Below are 16,707 nucleotides of genomic sequence, written 5' to 3' on the forward strand. Positions count from 1 at the left end.
ATGAATGAAAACAAAAACATTCAGTTGAAAGAAGAAGCCCCTCAAACTCAAGAGGGAGCGAAAGCGGCCGGTAACTCTCTGACGTGGAGAAGGCTGATGGCCAAAAAATGGGCCTTCCCCGCCATCTACATGGCAGCGGCTGCAATTATTTTAACACTCATGTGGGTCTACCAGGGAGCGGGTAAGAACGCTTTATCCGATGACCAAGTCGGCCTGACCACAGAAAAAGCCGGACAGCCTGCCGCAACGGGCAAGGATTCCGTCGCCACCTCCGCCCAGTCGGAGCAGTTCCAGTGGCCGGTTCTGAACCGCAGCGAGCTCGAAGTCAGCCTGCCGTACTTTGACAGCAAAGCCTCCGCGGAAGCCAAGCAGGAAGCCATGCTCGAGTATGACGGAACGTTCACCCCGCACGTGGGTCTGGATTTGGCCCGCGAAGACAACCAGCCGTTTGATGTTCTGGCCGCAGCAGGCGGAAAAGTAACCGCCGTCGACAAGAATGCCATCGCCGGAAGCCTTGTGGAAATTACCCACTCGAACGGGCTGGTCTCGGTTTACCAAAGCCTCACCGACGTGAAGGTCACCAAGGGCGCTGAAGTGAAACGGGGCGATGTAATCGCCAAAGCCGGCCGTAACGAGCTGGAGAAGGACGAGGGTATTCACCTTCACTTTGAAGTACGTCAAGGCGAAGACGGCGGAGTCGTCAACCCGGAAACGCTGCTTCCCAATCCATAAAAGCAAGTCCCATCAAGGGCAGAAGGACAATCCTTCTGCTTTTTTTGTTGTCCGGCCAAAGAATATCTAGGCCCGCCCCTCATATACTGTACCAAACTATCTCGAGCAGGGAGGCGAGGCGAGTGCATGATTACATCAAGGAACGGACGATCAAGATCGGCCGCAGCATCGTGGAGACGAAGAATACGGTTCGCACCATAGCCAAGGAATTCGGCGTTTCCAAAAGCACCGTTCACAAGGATTTAACCGAGCGGCTTCCGGATATCAACCCTGAGCTGGCCAACCAGGTCAAAACCATTCTGGAGTACCACAAGTCGATCCGGCATTTGCGCGGAGGAGAAGCGACCAAGGTCAAATATAAAAAATCCACCCGCTACCGGACGCAAGAGCAGCTCGTAACCGCCCCTTCCTGAAATTCCGCCCCTCCCTGCCCCAGCCTCCCTATCAATCGTCGTAAAAAAGAGGATTTTAGAAGTTTGTGGCGAAAATTAGCTATAATCTTATAAGGTTCGAATGCCGATAGTATAAGTTAACGAGTGTTGGCCGGGGAGGATCAGGTATTGCATGTTTACGAAGGATATCGGCATTGATTTGGGCACGGCGAATGTGCTGATTTATGTGAAGGGAAGAGGAATCGTTCTCAATGAGCCTTCCGTCGTGGCCATCGACAGCGGAACGAAGAAGGTCCTCGCGGTCGGCGAGGAAGCCCGCCGCATGGTCGGGCGGACGCCCGGTCATATCGTGATGATCCGCCCGCTTAAGGATGGAGTCATCGCCGATTTTGAAGTCACCGAGATGATGCTGAGTCATTTTATTTCCAAGGTCGGGGGCAAAAAGTGGTACGGCCGGCCCCGCATTCTCATTTGTGCCCCGAGCGGGATTACCCCGGTCGAACAGAAGGCGATCCGGGAAGCCGCGGAACGAAGCGGCGGCAAGGAAGTTTTTCTGGAGGAAGAACCCAAAGTAGCGGCGGTTGGAGCCGGAATGGATATTTACCAGCCGAGCGGCAATATGGTAGTGGATATCGGCGGAGGAACTACGGATGTAGCCGTGCTTTCCATGGGCGACATCGTAACCTCCGCTTCTATTAAGATGGCGGGGGACAAGTTCGACAGCGCCATCATGAAATATATCAAAGACAAGTACAAGCTCCTGATCGGGGAACGGACCGCCGAGGACATCAAGTTCAAAACCGCAACCGTTTATCCCGGCAGCCGCTCGGAGGAGATCGACATCCGCGGAAGGGACATGGTAACGGGCCTTCCGCAAGGGATTACGATCCGCTCCGCCGAGATCAGCGAGGCGCTGCGGGAGCCGGCCGCCACCATCGTGGCCGCGGCCAAGAACGTGCTGGAGCAGACGCCGCCCGAGCTTTCGGCGGACATTATTGACCGGGGCATCATTCTGACCGGGGGCGGGGCACTCCTTCCGGGATTCGACCAGCTCCTCGCGGAGCAGCTCATGGTGCCGGTCCTTATTGCGGATGACCCGATGAACTGTGTGGTCAAAGGGACCGGCGCCATGCTGGACAACCTCGACAAAGCGACGAAGAAAAAATGGGTGTAGCCTTTCTATGCCTTTATTATAAAGTAAACGAATTGTACGGATCTCCTTTCTTTGATAAGGTAGAAGGGGAACCGGCGGGGAAATCAGGAGGAATGACATGTTAAGAGGACTGTATACGGCGGCGGCAGGCATGATCTCTCAACAAAGAAAACACGATACGGTAACCAATAACATAGCGAACCTGAACACCCCGGGGTACAAGCAGAACAACGCGGTTTCCCGGTCGTTTCCGGAAATGCTTATTTCCCTTACCAACGGGGAAACAGGAGGAAGAACCTCCCGGGCGATCGGCCGGCTTAACACCGGCGTGCTGGCCGAGGAGGATCCGTCCGTTTACGTTCAAGGCGACCTGCAGGAAACGAAGAACACGTTTGATTTTGCTCTCGTGTCCGATATTCAGCTGAATAACCTGGCCTTTGACGGACGGGGAATGGCCTTCGATGCGAACGGTGAACGAGTGTTCCAGCCTCAGGCATTCTTCACAGTACAGGATGCGGCAGGACAGCTGCGTTATTCCCGGAACGGCAAATTTACGGCGAATGACCAAGGCGAGCTCGTGACCTCGGAAGGCTATAAGGTGCTCGGCACCGACGGGCAGCCGATTGTTCTGGCCGACGGGAACGGGACCTTCCTGGCGGATGCGAAGCTGACCCCCGACGGGCGTTTTCTTGATTCCCAGAACGGCCAGCCGCTCGTGAAGAATCCGAACACCCCCCAGCAGGCTCCTCTTCAGATTATGGTCTCGAAGATCGAGAACCCGAACCGGCTCATCCGCGAAGGCAATGGAGTCTACCGCGTGAATGAAGGAGACGAAGGGCTGGTCACCCCGGTGACCGCGAACGATCAGGTGGAGGTCCGGCAGGGGTATCTGGAGCGTTCGAATGTGGACGCGGCCCAGTCGATGGTCGACATGAACACGGCCCTTCGCGCCTATGAAGCAAACCAGAAGGTCGTGCAATATTATGACAAGAGCCTGGAAAAGGCCGTCAATGAAGTAGGCCGGGTCTAGCCCTTCTTAACCGGATGCGGCTATATTACGTTCCAGGAGGTTGGATATGAATCCTTCTTTAATTAATTCGATGGTGACGATGCACGGGCTTCAGCAGAAGCTTGATGTGCTGGCGAACAACATGGCGAACTTGAACACGGCCGGGTACAAACGCAAGGAAGCCACCTTTGAGGATATATTGAACAATGTGAAGCAGCAGCCCCAATCCTTTCAGAAGGAAGGCCGGCTGTCTCCGCTCGGCTATACCCAAGGCTGGGGGGCCAAGCTCAGCCAGGTGCAGACCGATCTGTCCCAAGGTACGCTGAACCCGACCGGTCTCGACACGGATCTGGCCCTTGAAGGGGGAGCTTTGTTCGAGCTGCAGACTCCGGACGGCGAAACTGCCTATACCCGGAACGGAGCGTTCGAGCTCACCGTCAACCCTAACGATCCCACCAATGTATATTTGGCTACGAAGGACGGAAACTATATCAAAGGTGTCGACAACCTGCCCATCAAGGTTCCCGCGGGAATGAAGATGGTGGTGGATGAGGGCGGCGTGGTAACGGCCTTCCGGGAAAGCGATCCCGCGAGCGGATCGGTTCCCGTCGGTCAGCTGAAGCTGGTCCGGGTCATCCGCCCCGCCTATTTGCAGGAGGTTGGCGACAACCTGTACACCGTGCCCGCCGGTTTGAACAATCCCCCCGGGTCCATCGTCCGTGACGTCAACCCTGCTTCTCCGCTGGAGGAGAAGGTAGCCGTCCGCCAAGGCTATTTGGAGCAGTCCAATGTCAGCCTGAGCGACGAAATGACGGAGCTCCTGACGGTACAGAGGGCGTTTCAATTGACCTCGAGGGCGGTCAGTTCGTCGGATATGATGATGAACATGGCCAACAACCTGCGCGGGTGACCGAAATGAGGAATGCGGTCATGACCGATAAACCATCCAAACCGGTGCAGCGTTCGGCAGGGGCACGCCGGCTGCTGCCGGTGATTCGCGTTTTGCTGATTCCACTCATTTGTGTCTTGGCGCTGTTCGCCGGACTCGCGATCGGATACGTCACACTGGGCGGACAGCCTTTTGCCGATGTATGGAAGCTCAGCACGTGGAAGCATCTGTTCGATCTTGTGTTTGCTCCCTAACCCAACTCCCGCAAGGGAGTTTTTTTGTCGAAAGGGGTTTGGGGTGGAGCGGACCCCGCCTAACGTTCTTTTTCCCTAGGGCCGACGGCTCAGGACCGGGAAGGAAGGACTCCTTCACTTTTGGGGGGCGGGTACGTTATAATGTAGGGAATGTAGAACCTTGGGAAAGGGAGAGAACCGGACTTGAATGCGCCGATCGCGTTAACCATGCTGCGCTTTGTCTTAATCCCCGTTTATATTTATTTCTTCTCCAACGGGCAGATTGCGACAGCATATGCCGTCATGGTAGCCGCAGGTGCAACGGATGTCCTGGACGGCTACTTGGCGAGAAGGAATGGACAAGTTACTGAGCTCGGAAGCATGCTCGATCCGCTTGCGGACAAGCTGATGATGCTGACGGTCTTTTTATCCCTGCTCTTGTCCGGGCGGATTCCGTGGCTCGCAGCGGGAGCCATGCTGTTTCGCGATGCGGCGATGATCAGCGGGTCGGCCTTCTTTCATTTCCGCGGCAAGAAAACGGTCCCCGCCGACACGATGGGCAAACTGACGACCGTGCTGTACTACGTGGCCGTTACGCTCATTTTCTTCAACGTCCCCTACGCCATGAACTGCCTCTGGGCGGTCATTGCCTTATCCTTCCTAACCTCCCTGCTGTATATCTTCAAGTTCCGTAATCTTAACCAGCTAACCGGCACCAAGAAAACAAAAAGAGCATTTTCCAAGCGCGGCTAGAGGCCGTTCCCGGAAAGATGCTCCCTTATGTGAACCCTCGGGAGCTGCAGCTCGCCGAAGGGACGTCCGTAGTATAAGTGCAAGCATGAGATTTTATACAAGCTGCCGATGAAAGGAGATTGAATTATGTTGGATGTCAATCAAATTCAGGAAATTATCCCCCACCGGTATCCCTTTCTGCTCGTAGACCGGATTCTGGAAGTGGAAGAGGGCGTTAGAGCGGTGGGAATCAAAAACGTAACGGTTAACGAACCCTTTTTTGAGGGGCATTTTCCCGGGTACCCGGTCATGCCGGGCGTGCTGATTGTGGAAGCACTCGCCCAAGTAGGAGCGGTCGCGATGCTGAAGCTCGAAGCGAACCGCGGGAAGCTGGGCTTTTTTGCAGGAATCGACAGCTGCCGTTTCCGGGAGCAGGTCGTGCCGGGAGATACGCTGACGCTTGAAACGGAAATCACCCGGTTGAAGGGAGCCATCGCCAAGGCGAAGGGGACGGCCAAGGTGGGAGACCGTGTGGTGGCCGAGGCCGAAATGATGTTTGCGCTCGCGGACCGCAAGTAAAACGCTGGTAAACGGGAAAAAAGCGATTCACCTGCCTCGAGAAAGGATAAACATTTACGTTGGTTCCGTGTTTTTAATACATATCCCTTATATAGAGATCACCCGAGGAGGAAGAAATCATGACAGCCCAATCACGCGTACAGACCCACTACAAGCTCTGGCTTGAGGACGAGACCATCGATGCCGAGACCAAGGCGGAGCTGGAGGCTCTTAAGGATCAGGCCCAGGAAATCGAAGACCGCTTCTATAAGGATCTGGAATTTGGAACGGGCGGGATGCGCGGGGTCGTCGGAGCCGGGACGAACCGGATGAACCTTTACACCATCGGCAGGGCCACCCAAGGCCTGGCCCAGTTTCTGCTGAAGGATCCTTCGCGCCGGCATGCGGTGGTGATAGCTTATGATTCCCGCAACTTCTCCCCGGAATTCGCCCTGGAGTCCGCTTTGGTGCTCGCCGCCAACGGAATCGAGGCCCATGTGTTCGAATCGCTCCGGCCGACACCCGAGCTGTCCTTTGCCGTTCGGCAGCTGAAGGCTTCCGCCGGCATTGTCGTTACGGCCAGCCATAATCCGCCGGAATATAACGGATACAAAGTATACGGTTCGGACGGGGGCCAGATGGTCACCGATCAGGCCTCGCAGGTGATGGAGCAGATCGGCCTGCTGGAGTCGTTCGCTTCGGTACGGAGAATTTCCCAGGGAGAAGCCGAGGCCAAAGGACTGCTGCATTGGCTCGGGGAAGAGATTGATAAGGCGTATACGGAGGCCGTCACGGCCGTCAGCCCCAATCCGGAAATCGTCAAAGAGATGGGGAACGACCTCCAGATCGTCTACACCCCACTTCACGGAGCCGGGAACTTGAGTGTCCGCCGGGTGCTGAAGGAGCTAGGTTTCCAGCAGGTCCACGTGGTGGCGGAGCAGGAACAGCCGGATGCGCTGTTCTCGACCGTCAAGTCGCCGAATCCGGAGGAAAAAGCGGCTTTTGAGCTGGCGATGGACCTGGGCCGCCGGATTGATGCGGATATTATTATCGGCACCGACCCTGACTGTGACCGGATGGGAGCGGTCGTTAAGGACGCGTCCGGGGAATATGTCATCCTGAGCGGTAATCAATCGGGCGCGATCATGGTAAACTATCTCTTGAGCAGCCTGAAAGAACGCGGACAGCTTCCGGATAACGGAGTCGTGATCAAAACGATCGTAACGAGCGAAATGGGGGCGGAAATTGCCCGCAGCTACGGCATGCACGTGATCAATACCCTGACCGGCTTCAAGTACATCGGGGAGAAGATGACGGAATTCGCCCGTACCGGGGAACGCCAATTCCTGTTCGGTTATGAGGAAAGCTACGGCTACCTGGCCGGAACGTATGCCCGCGATAAGGACGCGGTCATTGCCTCCATGCTGATCTGTGAAGCGGCCGCGTATTACAAAAAGCAGGGCAAGACGCTTTACGACGTCCTCCAGGAGCTCTATGAGAAGCACGGGTACTTCATGGAAAAGCTGGAGTCCCGGACGCTGAAGGGAAAGGACGGCTTGGCCAAAATCGGCCAGATTATGGACGATTGGAGAACCAATCCCCCGGCTGAGGTCAACGGCGTGAAGGTCAAGCAGGTGCTGGACTATTCGAACGGCATTGACGATCTGCCAAAAGAGAATGTGCTTAAGTACGTGCTCGAGAACGGCGCTTGGTTTACCCTGCGTCCTTCGGGAACGGAGCCGAAGATCAAAGTGTATTTTGCCGTCAACGGGGATACGGCAAGCGAATCCGTCCGCCAGCTGGAGGCTATGGCCGAAACGGTGATGACCCGGGTCGACGCTTAATTAGAATAGGAAGTGAATCCATTGCTGCAAGGATATAGAAAATGGAACAGCCGGGTGCCCAAGGTTCTTTGGGCCCTTGTTGTGATCGGCCTGCTGGCGTCGCTGCCGCTGGCCTTTCAGCGCGTACAGACCGAGAAATCCGCCAAGCGGGTCGAATTCGTGTTCGATTACCGCGATCTGGTGGAAATCGCCGACTACCGCACCCAGCCTCAGGATTTCGTGAGCCGCCAGCTGGACAATCTCAAGAAGGCGGGCGTCCGTTCCGTCGCCGTGTACGAAGCCACCCTGTCGGAGCTTCAGACCGCCCGGCGGCTTGAGGTGTACAACGCCAAGGAAGCGGCCCTGCTGAACCAAAAGCCGCTTGGGGCGAACGAGAACTACGTGTATGTGCTGTTCCCGGATGCCGCGACGCAAGCGAAGCTGCAGCCGGTGCTGGAGAAGGGCTTCGCCCGCTTCCAGGTTCAGACCGAAGCCTGGAAGGCCGGCGGCCGGAACGGGCTCGTCATCAAGCTTCCTTATGACGAGGCCATTCTGAAGCCGCTCGGGCCGGATCCGGCCGCCCTCGAGCTCATCAAGAGCAAGGGCATGCAGGTCGTGGCCCGGATCTCGAACCGGCATCAGCCGTTCGTCCAGGAAGACCTGGACGCCGTGCTGGCGCAATACAGCGCAGCCGGAGCCAAGTCTATCATCGTGGAGGGCGATTCCGTTCCCGGGTACAGTACGGGAGTGAAGCAGCCCGACATCGAGGCCTTCGCCAAGCTCATGCAGAAATACGGCATGGGGCTCGCCTCTGTGGAGCTGATCAAAACCCCGGCCGGTATGAACACGCTGGCCAAGGAATTGAAATACAACGTCTTCCGCGCTCATTCCTTCACAGAAGCGGACGCGGACAAGCTTTCGGCGAACGTGACCGACGCCGAGCGCAAGAACCGCATTCTGACGACTTCCGACCGGTTCGTGCTTGCCGTCAAGGACCGGAACATCCGGCTCGTGTTCCTGAATGCCCACGCTGTGCGCAATCCGGACAAGGGGCAGATTCTCGATCCGATCGAGCCGCTGCTGCAGACCCTACAGGGGCCGGACGGCGCGATTCCGCGGATCAAGGAAGCCGGCTTTACGGTGGGAGAAGGACAGGCTCACTCCTTCGATTACCAGCAGGCCTCCTGGCAAACACCGCTTCGCCTCCTGGTCGTGCTGGGAAGCGTAGCGATCATCGTGCTGTTGCTTTCGCATTTTGTGCCGGGATTGGCCCTGGCTCTGCTTCTTCTTGGGGTCATCGCTTCGGCTGGCCTGTATGTGCTTATGCCGAATATGCTGTTCAAGCTGCTCGCCTTGGGCGCCGGGATCAGCTCGGCCTCTCTGGCCATGATGCTGGCCGTCCTGAAGATCCGGAAGAAATCGACCAACCCGGACGAAACGAGGCTCGGGTTTCTCTTTAACCTGTTTATCCGCACCTCGCTTCTCTCGCTGGTTGGAGCCGCCTTTGTCGTTGGCCTCTTAAGCCATATTACCTACAACCTGCTCCTGGACCAGTTCACGGGAGTTAAGCTGTTGGGTCTGTTCCCGGTAGTGGTTATGGGCGTGTATGTGCTGTTCTTCAGCGAGGGACTGAGCCGCGCGGAGATCGGGCGTCGGGTCCGTCACATTTTTGCTTCCTACATCAACGTTCTGTGGGTGGTGACCGCCGGCGTCCTGCTGGCCGCCATGTACTACTACATGTCCCGGACGGGCAACGAGGGGCAGGTCTCGCCGCTGGAGATGGCTTTCCGTTCTTTCCTGGAAAACACGCTCGGGGTCCGGCCGCGGACGAAGGAATTTCTCATCGGCCATCCTCTCTTCTTCCTGGGAGGGTATCTCGCCCTGAAATATAGATGGAAAAGCGCCTTTTTCCTCTTTCTGCTTGGGGTTATCGGCCAAGTGGACATGGTGGGGACGTTTACTCACCTTCATACGCCGATCTACATTTCGCTCATTCGAGTCGGCTATGGAATGCTGTTCGGCGCGTTGATCGGTCTCTTACTGATCGCCGTCTGGGAAATCGGGGCAAGGAGTTGGAAGGCATGGACCGCCGCATCAAGAAGATTGTAATCTCCGGCTACTACGGCTTCCACAACAGCGGAGACGAGGCGGTTCTGCAGTCCATTCTGCTAGCGCTGGAGAGCGAGGGAGAGAAGCAGGGCATCCGCATCGAGCCGATCGTGCTGTCCGGCGATCCGGCTTGGACGGAGGAGACCTATAAGGTCAAGGCCGTTCATAGAATGAAAATGGGCCGGGTTCTCTCGGCCATCCGGTCGAGCGACGGCTTGGTCAGCGGAGGAGGCAGCCTTCTCCAGGATGCCACCGGACGGATGACGATTCCGTATTACCTGGGAATCCTCAATCTCGCCCAATGGCTCGGCAAGCCGACCTTCGTCTACTCCCAGGGCATCGGGCCGGTGAACCGGTCCTCCTACTTCCCTTGGATCCGGCGGGTCTTTGCCAAGAGCCGCTATGTCTCCGTCCGGGACGTGGAGTCGGCCCAGCTGCTTAAGCGGATGGGCCTCGCCCGGGACGCGGAAGTCGTGCCCGATCCGGTCATGGGCCTTCCGCTCCGCGGGGTTCCCCTGTCCGCTGAGGCGGACCTCCCGACCGTTGGGGTCTCCGTCCGCTTCTGGAACGAGGACCGCTCGGAGCTGGAGGGGCTCGCCCGCAGTCTCGACCGGCTGGTGGAGGCGAAGCAGGTGAAGATCCGCTTCCTGCCTTTCCACCTGCCGTCCGATGTGGAGGCGTCCCGGGAGGTAATCAAGCGCATGAAGAAGGCCGGCAAGGCCATCCTCGAGGTAGCCGAAGGGGTGGAGCATCCGCAGGACATGCTCGCGGAAGTGAGTGCCTGCAGCCTGCTGATCGGCATGCGGCTTCATTCGCTGATCTATGCCGCTTCCCAATCGGTGCCGCTTATCGGAATCTCCTATGACCCGAAGATTGACCAGTTCCTCAACCGCCTGGGCATGAAGGCGGCCGCGTCCGTTACCGGTTTCGATTCCGACGGCTTGGCGGCGGAGGCGGTCCGGGTCCTGGAGAACAAGACCCAGTGGGCGGAGGAGAAACGGGAGGCCATTGAGCGGCTCAAGCGCGAGGCCCAGCGGCCGGCCCGGGAAATCGCCGCATTTCTCACTAACGAAAGGTGATTGTCCATGAATATACCTAAGGTATCCATTTTTGGAGTTCCGTTCTCCAAGCTGGATTTTCAAGATACGATAAAGCTTCTGTGCGAAAGAATCCGGGAGCGCCGGACGACCCAGGTGATCACGGCCAATCCCATCATGGTCATGACGGCGCTGGAGAATCCGGCTTATATGGCCATGATGAAACGTGCCGAGCTCATCGTTCCCGACGGGGCGGGGGTCGTCTGGGCCGCTAATTATGTCGGCAATCCCGTGGCGGAGAAGGTGGCGGGCATCGATCTGCTTCATGAGCTGCTGCGGATCGGGGAGAACGAAGATTGGAAGGTCTTTCTGCTCGGAACCTCGCCTGAAGTGATTCAAGTGGCCGCATCCCGCTTAAAAGATAGATATCCGCGGATCCGCCTCGTTGGCGTCCGGGACGGCTATTTCAAAAGCGATCAGGATGAAGAGGTCATACGCGAGATTACGGCGGCGGAGCCCGACCTGCTTTTTGTGGGCCGGGGAGCGGACACCCAGGAGCCGTGGATCGACCGTTACAAGGACCGGCTTCAGGTACCGGTAATCATGGGGGTCGGAGGAAGCTTCGACATCATGGCCGGACGGCTCAAGCGGGCTCCTAAGCTTTTTATCAAGCTGAGACTGGAATGGTTCTACCGGCTTCTGCAGGAGCCGGCGCGGTACAAAAGGATGCTCGTTTTGCCCAAATTTGCCATGAAAGTTATGAGAGAAAAAGAGAACGTGCAGAAAACCTAAGAAAATTGCCGAAAAACGGCCGTAGACTGGTGAATTCGCCCGAATATCCGGTGGAGTTATTGCTAGGTTGCCTGTATAATTGATTGCTGTAGCACATAGATATGAGGGGTTGTGAAAGAATGAATGGGTGGATCTACGTGATAGGTTTTGCAGCAGCCTGTGTGCTGGCCATCATACTAACCCCGATCATGAAGAAGCTTGCCTTCTGGGTGGGGGCGGTATCCGTACCGAATCACCGCAGTGTCCATACGAAACCGATGCCTTTGCTGGGCGGCTTGGCGATTTTCTTTGCCTTTGTAGGCTCCTATTTCGTCGTCATGCCGGCAGCGGATGTTACCGATAAAGATCATATTGGATTGGGCCTTATTCTGGGCGGCTCTACCATAGCCCTGGTTGGGGCGCTCGATGACCGTCTTAATCTCTCGCCGAAGCTTAAGCTGCTGGGCCAGCTGATCGCGGCTATCGTGGTCGTCTCTTTCGGTCTCGAAATTGATGTGGTGAATATTCCTTTCGGGGATTCCATCAGCATTGAGCAGAACTGGATCAGCTATCCGCTAACGATCATCTGGATCATTGCCATCACCAATGCGATCAACCTGATCGACGGCTTGGATGGCTTGTCTGCGGGAGTCTCAAGCATAGCGGCGGGGACTATTCTGGTCATGGCCCTTATGATGGCCAATCCGAACGCCATGGTCATTCTTCTCTGCGCGATTCTGATCGGCAGCTCGCTTGGCTTCCTGATCTTCAACTTTCATCCGGCGAAGATCTTCATGGGAGATTCCGGATCGCTTTTCCTTGGGTTTGCTCTATCGATTTTATCGATTATGGGTTACAAGCAGGCGACGATTGTTTCCTTCCTCGTTCCGATTCTCGTGCTCGGGGTTCCCATCTCGGATACCCTGCTCGCGATCGTTCGGAGGAAGCTGAACAAGAAGCCGATCTCCGTGGCGGACAAGGGCCACCTGCATCACTGCCTGATGGACCTGGGCTTCGGGATGCGCAAGACGGTTCTGATCATCTACGGAATCGCTATCGTGTTCGGGGCCTGTGCCGTTCTGATGACGCAGGACCAGAGCTGGGTGACCATCGTGATCACGGTCATCGTGCTGCTCCTTCTCGAAGTAGGAGCGGAAGCGATCGGCATCATCAGCAAAACGCGCAAGCCGGTGCTTCAATTCCTTACCCGTCTGCGGGATGCCATTGCCGCAAACCGTTAACCAATCTAGTAAGCTATTATCTATCTTTCTCCCCGTCTCGTAGAGACGGGGTTTTTTGCGTGTTCCTATAACTATTCGACACCGGGAAGCCGATATACCCACTACAGAACCCCAGAATCGCAAGGAGGAGAACTAAAGTTGAAAACGTATGTCCAGAGAGGAACCAGTCTGCTGATGGCCTTCGTGCTGTTGGTGAGCCTGTTCCCCGCCTTCGCCGGCAAAGCCCAAGCGGCGGCGAACTTCTTTACGCCGGACGATGTCAAGCTTGCCGCCAGCGCCAACATTCCGCTAACCTCGGTCAATCGCTCTACCGCTTTTCTGGCCAGCAAAAGCACACTGCCCGTAACCGGGACCTTCCAGTACGTCGCATCGGATTCCTTGTCCGTTAAGGTCGAGCAGCTGAGCAAGAACCAGGCCGGCCAATTTGTAACGGACAACCAGCATGTCTTTACCGCATCCGTTGCGGCCACGTCCTCCAATAAATTCGAGGCGCGCAATGTGGAACTGTTCCCGGGCTACAACCAGGTCACCTTTACCGGCATGCAGGGAGGCGTCGCGAAGGCCGACGTGTTCTATGTGCTGTATGAAGATATCCCTTACCTCCGTTCCCTTAAGGTAGGGTCTGGCAACGACAACCCTGTGAACCTGAACGAGGGGACAAGCGTCGTCATGGCGGGCAACATGATTTACCTGCAGGGCGAAGTCCAGAACGGATCCCGGGTTTGGGTTAACGGGTCGGGCGCTTCCATTCTGGAAGATGGAACGTTCTTTTCTCCGACCTTCCGCATCAAGCCTGGCAAGAACAGACTGGACATCATCATCGAGAACCAGACGAACCAGCTAAAGGTTTCCCGCGATGTCTATTATTACGATCCGCAGAATCCGTTTGTGGAGTTGGAGCTAATCCAGGATGGCGTGCGCAAATCCATTCTCGACGACTCGCCTAGTTTTACGGGTCCGAGCAGCACCGGGCAGATCCGGGGAAAGCTGCTCGTTCCGGATAACGGCAAGGATTTCTTCGGAACGGGAATAGCGACGATCAAGATCAATACGGTGGACACCCCGTTCACTCCGACCAGCTCGGCCATTACGACAGACCCGTCTCAGCAGACCATTCCGGGCAATCCGTCTTACCGGCTGATCGATTTTACGACGAACGCCTACTCCTTCCAAAACACAGGAGGGGTGTATGATCAGAATCAATCCGTTACCGTATCGGTGAACTACGACAACTTTACGGGCAGCCTTGCAAGGGGGTTCCAGTATCTTCCTAATGAAGTGGCACTCAAAAGTGTGTCCCTGCTCCCTAACTTCAACGAAGCCGCTCCAAGCATCGCCAACGCCGTTGCTTTAAACAATTCGGAAGTGAAGAGCGAGACCTTCTATATTCTTGCCGAAACGGACAAACCGTTTGACGAGCTTAGGGCATCTCTCCAGCCTCTGGCTACCGTGCCGCTTAACCTAACCTACTTGACTAGCATCCAGTCAGACAACTCGTTTGGAACGGCCAAAACCGCCAAGCAGATCTATAAGGTGACCGGACTGCCGAACGGCAGCCAGCAGGTCAAGTTCCAGCTGTATGCCTACAACCCGTCACCTGGACGGTATTTGAGTTCGACCCTGACCGCGAATGTCAATTACGTTTCGACCAACTACATCTCGGTTGACAATCTGTATGACGGACAGAGCTTCTCCTTTGACTCCAGCAAAGGTGTCCAGACGATCAACGTCAAAGGGCAATTCGTCGGCTTCAAAGGGCAGCTGATTACCGGAACGGCGGAGAATGCCGAGTTGTTTATCAACGGGGTCAAGAAGACCTTCTCTGTCGACACCAACAATAACTTCGACTTCAACCTGATCATGAACCAGGGCGGAACCGAGCTGTACTACGGGGAGAACCGGATTGTGTTCACCGCACGCTATGTCGACAACGGAACCTTCCGTGACATCGAGAAGCAGATCAAAATCTACATCATCGACACGAACGTGGCCACCATTGAACGCTTCCAGCCGGTTCTCATTCCCAAGTTCGGAAGAACGCTGGACCTGACAGACGAGAAGAATATATTCAAGGATCCGTCCCCGGATTTCGTGTTCAGCAATAACAAATACACCACGACCCAGCGGGACCCGTTCGATCTGGTTCTTAAAGGGAGCGGGGCGAAGGAAGCCACAATCAAGCTCGGCGGTACCGTTATTTTCTCGTATTCGTTAAGTCCCGTGACGGAAACCCGTTCCGATACCTACACTTACACATCACCCGAAGGAACGGGCATGACCGCCTATGATCTGGCCGGCAAGCAGGACGGCTTCGTCATCCGGCTGAAGAACATCAAGATCGACGTGCCTGGCTCTCAAACCTATGTGCTTGAGCTCACCAACACTTCAGGGGCCAAGGTCACACGGGTTCTGGAGCTGGTGCGTCAAGCGGCGCCTTATACCATCAAATCTCCTAAACCAACAGTGGGAGACCGGATTGTCGTTAACAAAAACTTCATCCACTTTGACATCGATGCCGAAGGAGCGGACTCGGTTACCATTGAAGGCCAGCCGGCCGTCAAGCGTCCCGATTACAAGGACCGCTTCATTTACGACTATGTCGGCTTGAAGCCGGACAAAGAAAATTCGCTTAAGATTACCATCAAGCGGGGCAAAGATTCGGTGACCGACACGGTCAAGGTGTTCTATACGAGCAGTATTGAGACCGGAACAGCCTTTGAAGAGAAGATCAACAGCAAGCATAGCGTCTTGAACAAGGGCATCGAGCTGAGCTTCCCGAAAGGCACCATTCTGAAGAAAGCCATCCCGACGAACGGCATCGAGCAGTTCTATGACAGCAACATTCTCTTGTTCGGGATTGCCAACCCGTCCGACGGATCCGTAGAGAAGGTCAACGATTACGGCGAGATCAAGGGACTGAATGCCGACACGCGGACTGACTCCCGCAACGGCGGCCATTATACAATACCGGTCCTTGAGAAAATGGTCCGACTCTTCACCTCGACCATTGACCGCAGCAACTTTACCACCATCTCGCCGATCTACTACATCAACGGGGGCGTAGCGGAAAACTATAATTCACCGGCCACCAACGGCTTGGATCCTTACGCCGTGGAGGGAACCTTCACGGAATTTGAGCCGCAGCGCAAGCTGGTTCCCACCAACCGGGGGACACTCAAGCTGAAATTCAACACCAGCGTGGTAGATGAAGCGAGCAGCCTGGTGACCGTCTTTAAGTTTACCGAGAGAGGCAAATGGGAGAATATCGGAGGAGAAGTAGACAGCAAGGCCAACACGATCACCGTGCCTTTTGACGAATTCGGGTATTACATGGTGACCAAGCTGCGCAGCTCCTATAAGGACATTACCGATCATGGATGGGCCCGTAATGTGCTCGACGGCTTGTATTCGAAGGGCCTGATGGTGAACATTCATAACGACAGCTTCGGAGCGTATGACATGACTTCGCGCGGGGAATTCGCCACTTTGCTGGTCAAGTCCCTGAACATTCCTCTGAATTATGAGGGGACGCCGTCTTTTACAGATATCAGTCCAGGCATGAAGCTGAAGACATGGGATTACGAGCATATCGAGACAGCGGCCCGTGCGGGGATCGTAACGGGGATCGAGAACGGGATCTTCGGAGCGATAGCTCCTCTGACCCGGGAGCAGGCAGCGGCTATGATTGCGCGTGCCCTTGAGCTGAAGCTGGCCATCAACGATGACAAGCTTAAGAAATCGCTGGAGAAGAACTTTACCGATGCCGCGAGCATTGATTTCTACGCCGTGCCGGCTATCGATGCGGTATTCAAGGCGGGGATCATGCTGGGCGAGGAAGTCGCGCCTAAGCCGGGAGAGAAGAAGTCCACCGTGGCTTTCAATCCAAAAGCCAAGCTGACCCGCGACCAGGCCGGCAAAATCGCCGTGCGACTTCTTCAGAAATCGACAAAAATCTTCCCGAAAAACTTGAACTAACCGAAACTCGACAAACCCGTCTCCCCGGAGGCGGGTTTTTTCATTGGAAAATA

14 protein-coding genes are annotated in these 16,707 nt (G+C 55.9%); all 14 read left to right on the forward strand.

Annotated elements, in window-relative coordinates; genetic code table 11:
- On the forward strand, positions 1-732 hold the full coding sequence (locus MJA45_RS00390) for a M23 family metallopeptidase (protein WP_315605349.1): 732 nt from the start codon (positions 1-3) through the stop codon (positions 730-732).
- A gap of 122 nt (positions 733-854) precedes the next feature.
- The gene (gene spoIIID / locus MJA45_RS00395) at positions 855-1,145 is read left to right on the forward strand and encodes a sporulation transcriptional regulator SpoIIID (protein ID WP_315605350.1); all 291 of its coding nucleotides are present in this window, start codon (positions 855-857) and stop codon (positions 1,143-1,145) included.
- A 151-nt stretch (positions 1,146-1,296) separates the two neighbouring features.
- The gene (mreB, locus tag MJA45_RS00400; RefSeq protein WP_315605351.1) at positions 1,297-2,298 is read left to right on the forward strand and encodes a rod shape-determining protein; all 1,002 of its coding nucleotides are present in this window, start codon (positions 1,297-1,299) and stop codon (positions 2,296-2,298) included.
- Positions 2,299-2,395: 97 nt separating this feature from the next.
- Positions 2,396-3,307, forward strand: coding sequence for a flagellar hook-basal body protein (locus MJA45_RS00405; protein ID WP_315605352.1), 912 nt, complete (start codon positions 2,396-2,398; stop codon positions 3,305-3,307).
- Positions 3,308-3,353: 46 nt separating this feature from the next.
- Positions 3,354-4,196: a flagellar hook-basal body protein gene (locus tag MJA45_RS00410; RefSeq protein ID WP_315605353.1), complete on the forward strand. Its 843-nt coding sequence runs from the start codon at positions 3,354-3,356 to the stop codon at positions 4,194-4,196.
- A 20-nt stretch (positions 4,197-4,216) separates the two neighbouring features.
- The gene (locus tag MJA45_RS00415; RefSeq protein ID WP_315605354.1) at positions 4,217-4,429 is read left to right on the forward strand and encodes a DNA-directed RNA polymerase subunit beta; all 213 of its coding nucleotides are present in this window, start codon (positions 4,217-4,219) and stop codon (positions 4,427-4,429) included.
- Positions 4,430-4,612: 183 nt separating this feature from the next.
- Entirely contained in the window at positions 4,613-5,161 is a 549-nt protein-coding gene (locus MJA45_RS00420) for a CDP-alcohol phosphatidyltransferase family protein (protein WP_315605355.1), read from the forward strand.
- 126 nt (positions 5,162-5,287) lie between these two features.
- Positions 5,288-5,719 carry a 3-hydroxyacyl-ACP dehydratase FabZ gene (gene fabZ, locus MJA45_RS00425; RefSeq protein ID WP_315605356.1) on the forward strand — a complete coding sequence of 144 codons (432 nt, stop codon included), beginning with the start codon at positions 5,288-5,290 and terminating at the stop codon, positions 5,717-5,719.
- A 119-nt stretch (positions 5,720-5,838) separates the two neighbouring features.
- Positions 5,839-7,542, forward strand: a complete 1,704-nt coding sequence (locus MJA45_RS00430) for a phospho-sugar mutase (protein ID WP_315605357.1) — start codon at positions 5,839-5,841, stop codon at positions 7,540-7,542.
- Positions 7,543-7,563: 21 nt separating this feature from the next.
- Positions 7,564-9,630 carry a DUF5693 family protein gene (locus MJA45_RS00435; RefSeq protein WP_315605358.1) on the forward strand — a complete coding sequence of 689 codons (2,067 nt, stop codon included), beginning with the start codon at positions 7,564-7,566 and terminating at the stop codon, positions 9,628-9,630.
- The gene (gene csaB / locus MJA45_RS00440) at positions 9,603-10,709 is read left to right on the forward strand and encodes a polysaccharide pyruvyl transferase CsaB (RefSeq protein ID WP_315605359.1); all 1,107 of its coding nucleotides are present in this window, start codon (positions 9,603-9,605) and stop codon (positions 10,707-10,709) included. The genes MJA45_RS00435 and csaB overlap by 28 nt, the downstream gene beginning before the upstream one ends.
- Before the next feature lie 6 nt (positions 10,710-10,715).
- Positions 10,716-11,459: a WecB/TagA/CpsF family glycosyltransferase gene (locus MJA45_RS00445; RefSeq protein WP_315605360.1), complete on the forward strand. Its 744-nt coding sequence runs from the start codon at positions 10,716-10,718 to the stop codon at positions 11,457-11,459.
- A 119-nt stretch (positions 11,460-11,578) separates the two neighbouring features.
- The gene (locus MJA45_RS00450; protein WP_315605361.1) at positions 11,579-12,679 is read left to right on the forward strand and encodes an MraY family glycosyltransferase; all 1,101 of its coding nucleotides are present in this window, start codon (positions 11,579-11,581) and stop codon (positions 12,677-12,679) included.
- A 138-nt stretch (positions 12,680-12,817) separates the two neighbouring features.
- Positions 12,818-16,654: an S-layer homology domain-containing protein gene (locus tag MJA45_RS00455; RefSeq protein WP_315605362.1), complete on the forward strand. Its 3,837-nt coding sequence runs from the start codon at positions 12,818-12,820 to the stop codon at positions 16,652-16,654.
- The last annotated feature ends 53 nt before the right edge of the window (positions 16,655-16,707 follow it).

This window comes from Paenibacillus aurantius (assembly GCF_032268605.1).
In the GTDB taxonomy this organism is placed as follows: Bacteria; Bacillota; Bacilli; order Paenibacillales; family NBRC-103111; genus Paenibacillus_AO; species Paenibacillus_AO aurantius.

What these genes read in the sequence shown, in the direction of transcription:
- MJA45_RS00390 (WP_315605349.1), top strand. Translation starts at nt 1, where the DNA reads ATGAATGAAAACAAAAACATTCAGTTGAAAGAAGAAGCCCCTCAAACT.
- mreB (WP_315605351.1), top strand. Translation starts at nt 1,297, where the DNA reads ATGTTTACGAAGGATATCGGCATTGATTTGGGCACGGCGAATGTGCTG.
- MJA45_RS00405 (WP_315605352.1), top strand. Translation starts at nt 2,396, where the DNA reads ATGTTAAGAGGACTGTATACGGCGGCGGCAGGCATGATCTCTCAACAA.
- MJA45_RS00410 (WP_315605353.1), top strand. Translation starts at nt 3,354, where the DNA reads ATGAATCCTTCTTTAATTAATTCGATGGTGACGATGCACGGGCTTCAG.
- MJA45_RS00415 (WP_315605354.1), top strand. Translation starts at nt 4,217, where the DNA reads ATGACCGATAAACCATCCAAACCGGTGCAGCGTTCGGCAGGGGCACGC.
- fabZ (WP_315605356.1), top strand. Translation starts at nt 5,288, where the DNA reads ATGTTGGATGTCAATCAAATTCAGGAAATTATCCCCCACCGGTATCCC.
- MJA45_RS00430 (WP_315605357.1), top strand. Translation starts at nt 5,839, where the DNA reads ATGACAGCCCAATCACGCGTACAGACCCACTACAAGCTCTGGCTTGAG.
- csaB (WP_315605359.1), top strand. Translation starts at nt 9,603, where the DNA reads ATGGACCGCCGCATCAAGAAGATTGTAATCTCCGGCTACTACGGCTTC.
- MJA45_RS00445 (WP_315605360.1), top strand. Translation starts at nt 10,716, where the DNA reads ATGAATATACCTAAGGTATCCATTTTTGGAGTTCCGTTCTCCAAGCTG.
- MJA45_RS00450 (WP_315605361.1), top strand. Translation starts at nt 11,579, where the DNA reads ATGAATGGGTGGATCTACGTGATAGGTTTTGCAGCAGCCTGTGTGCTG.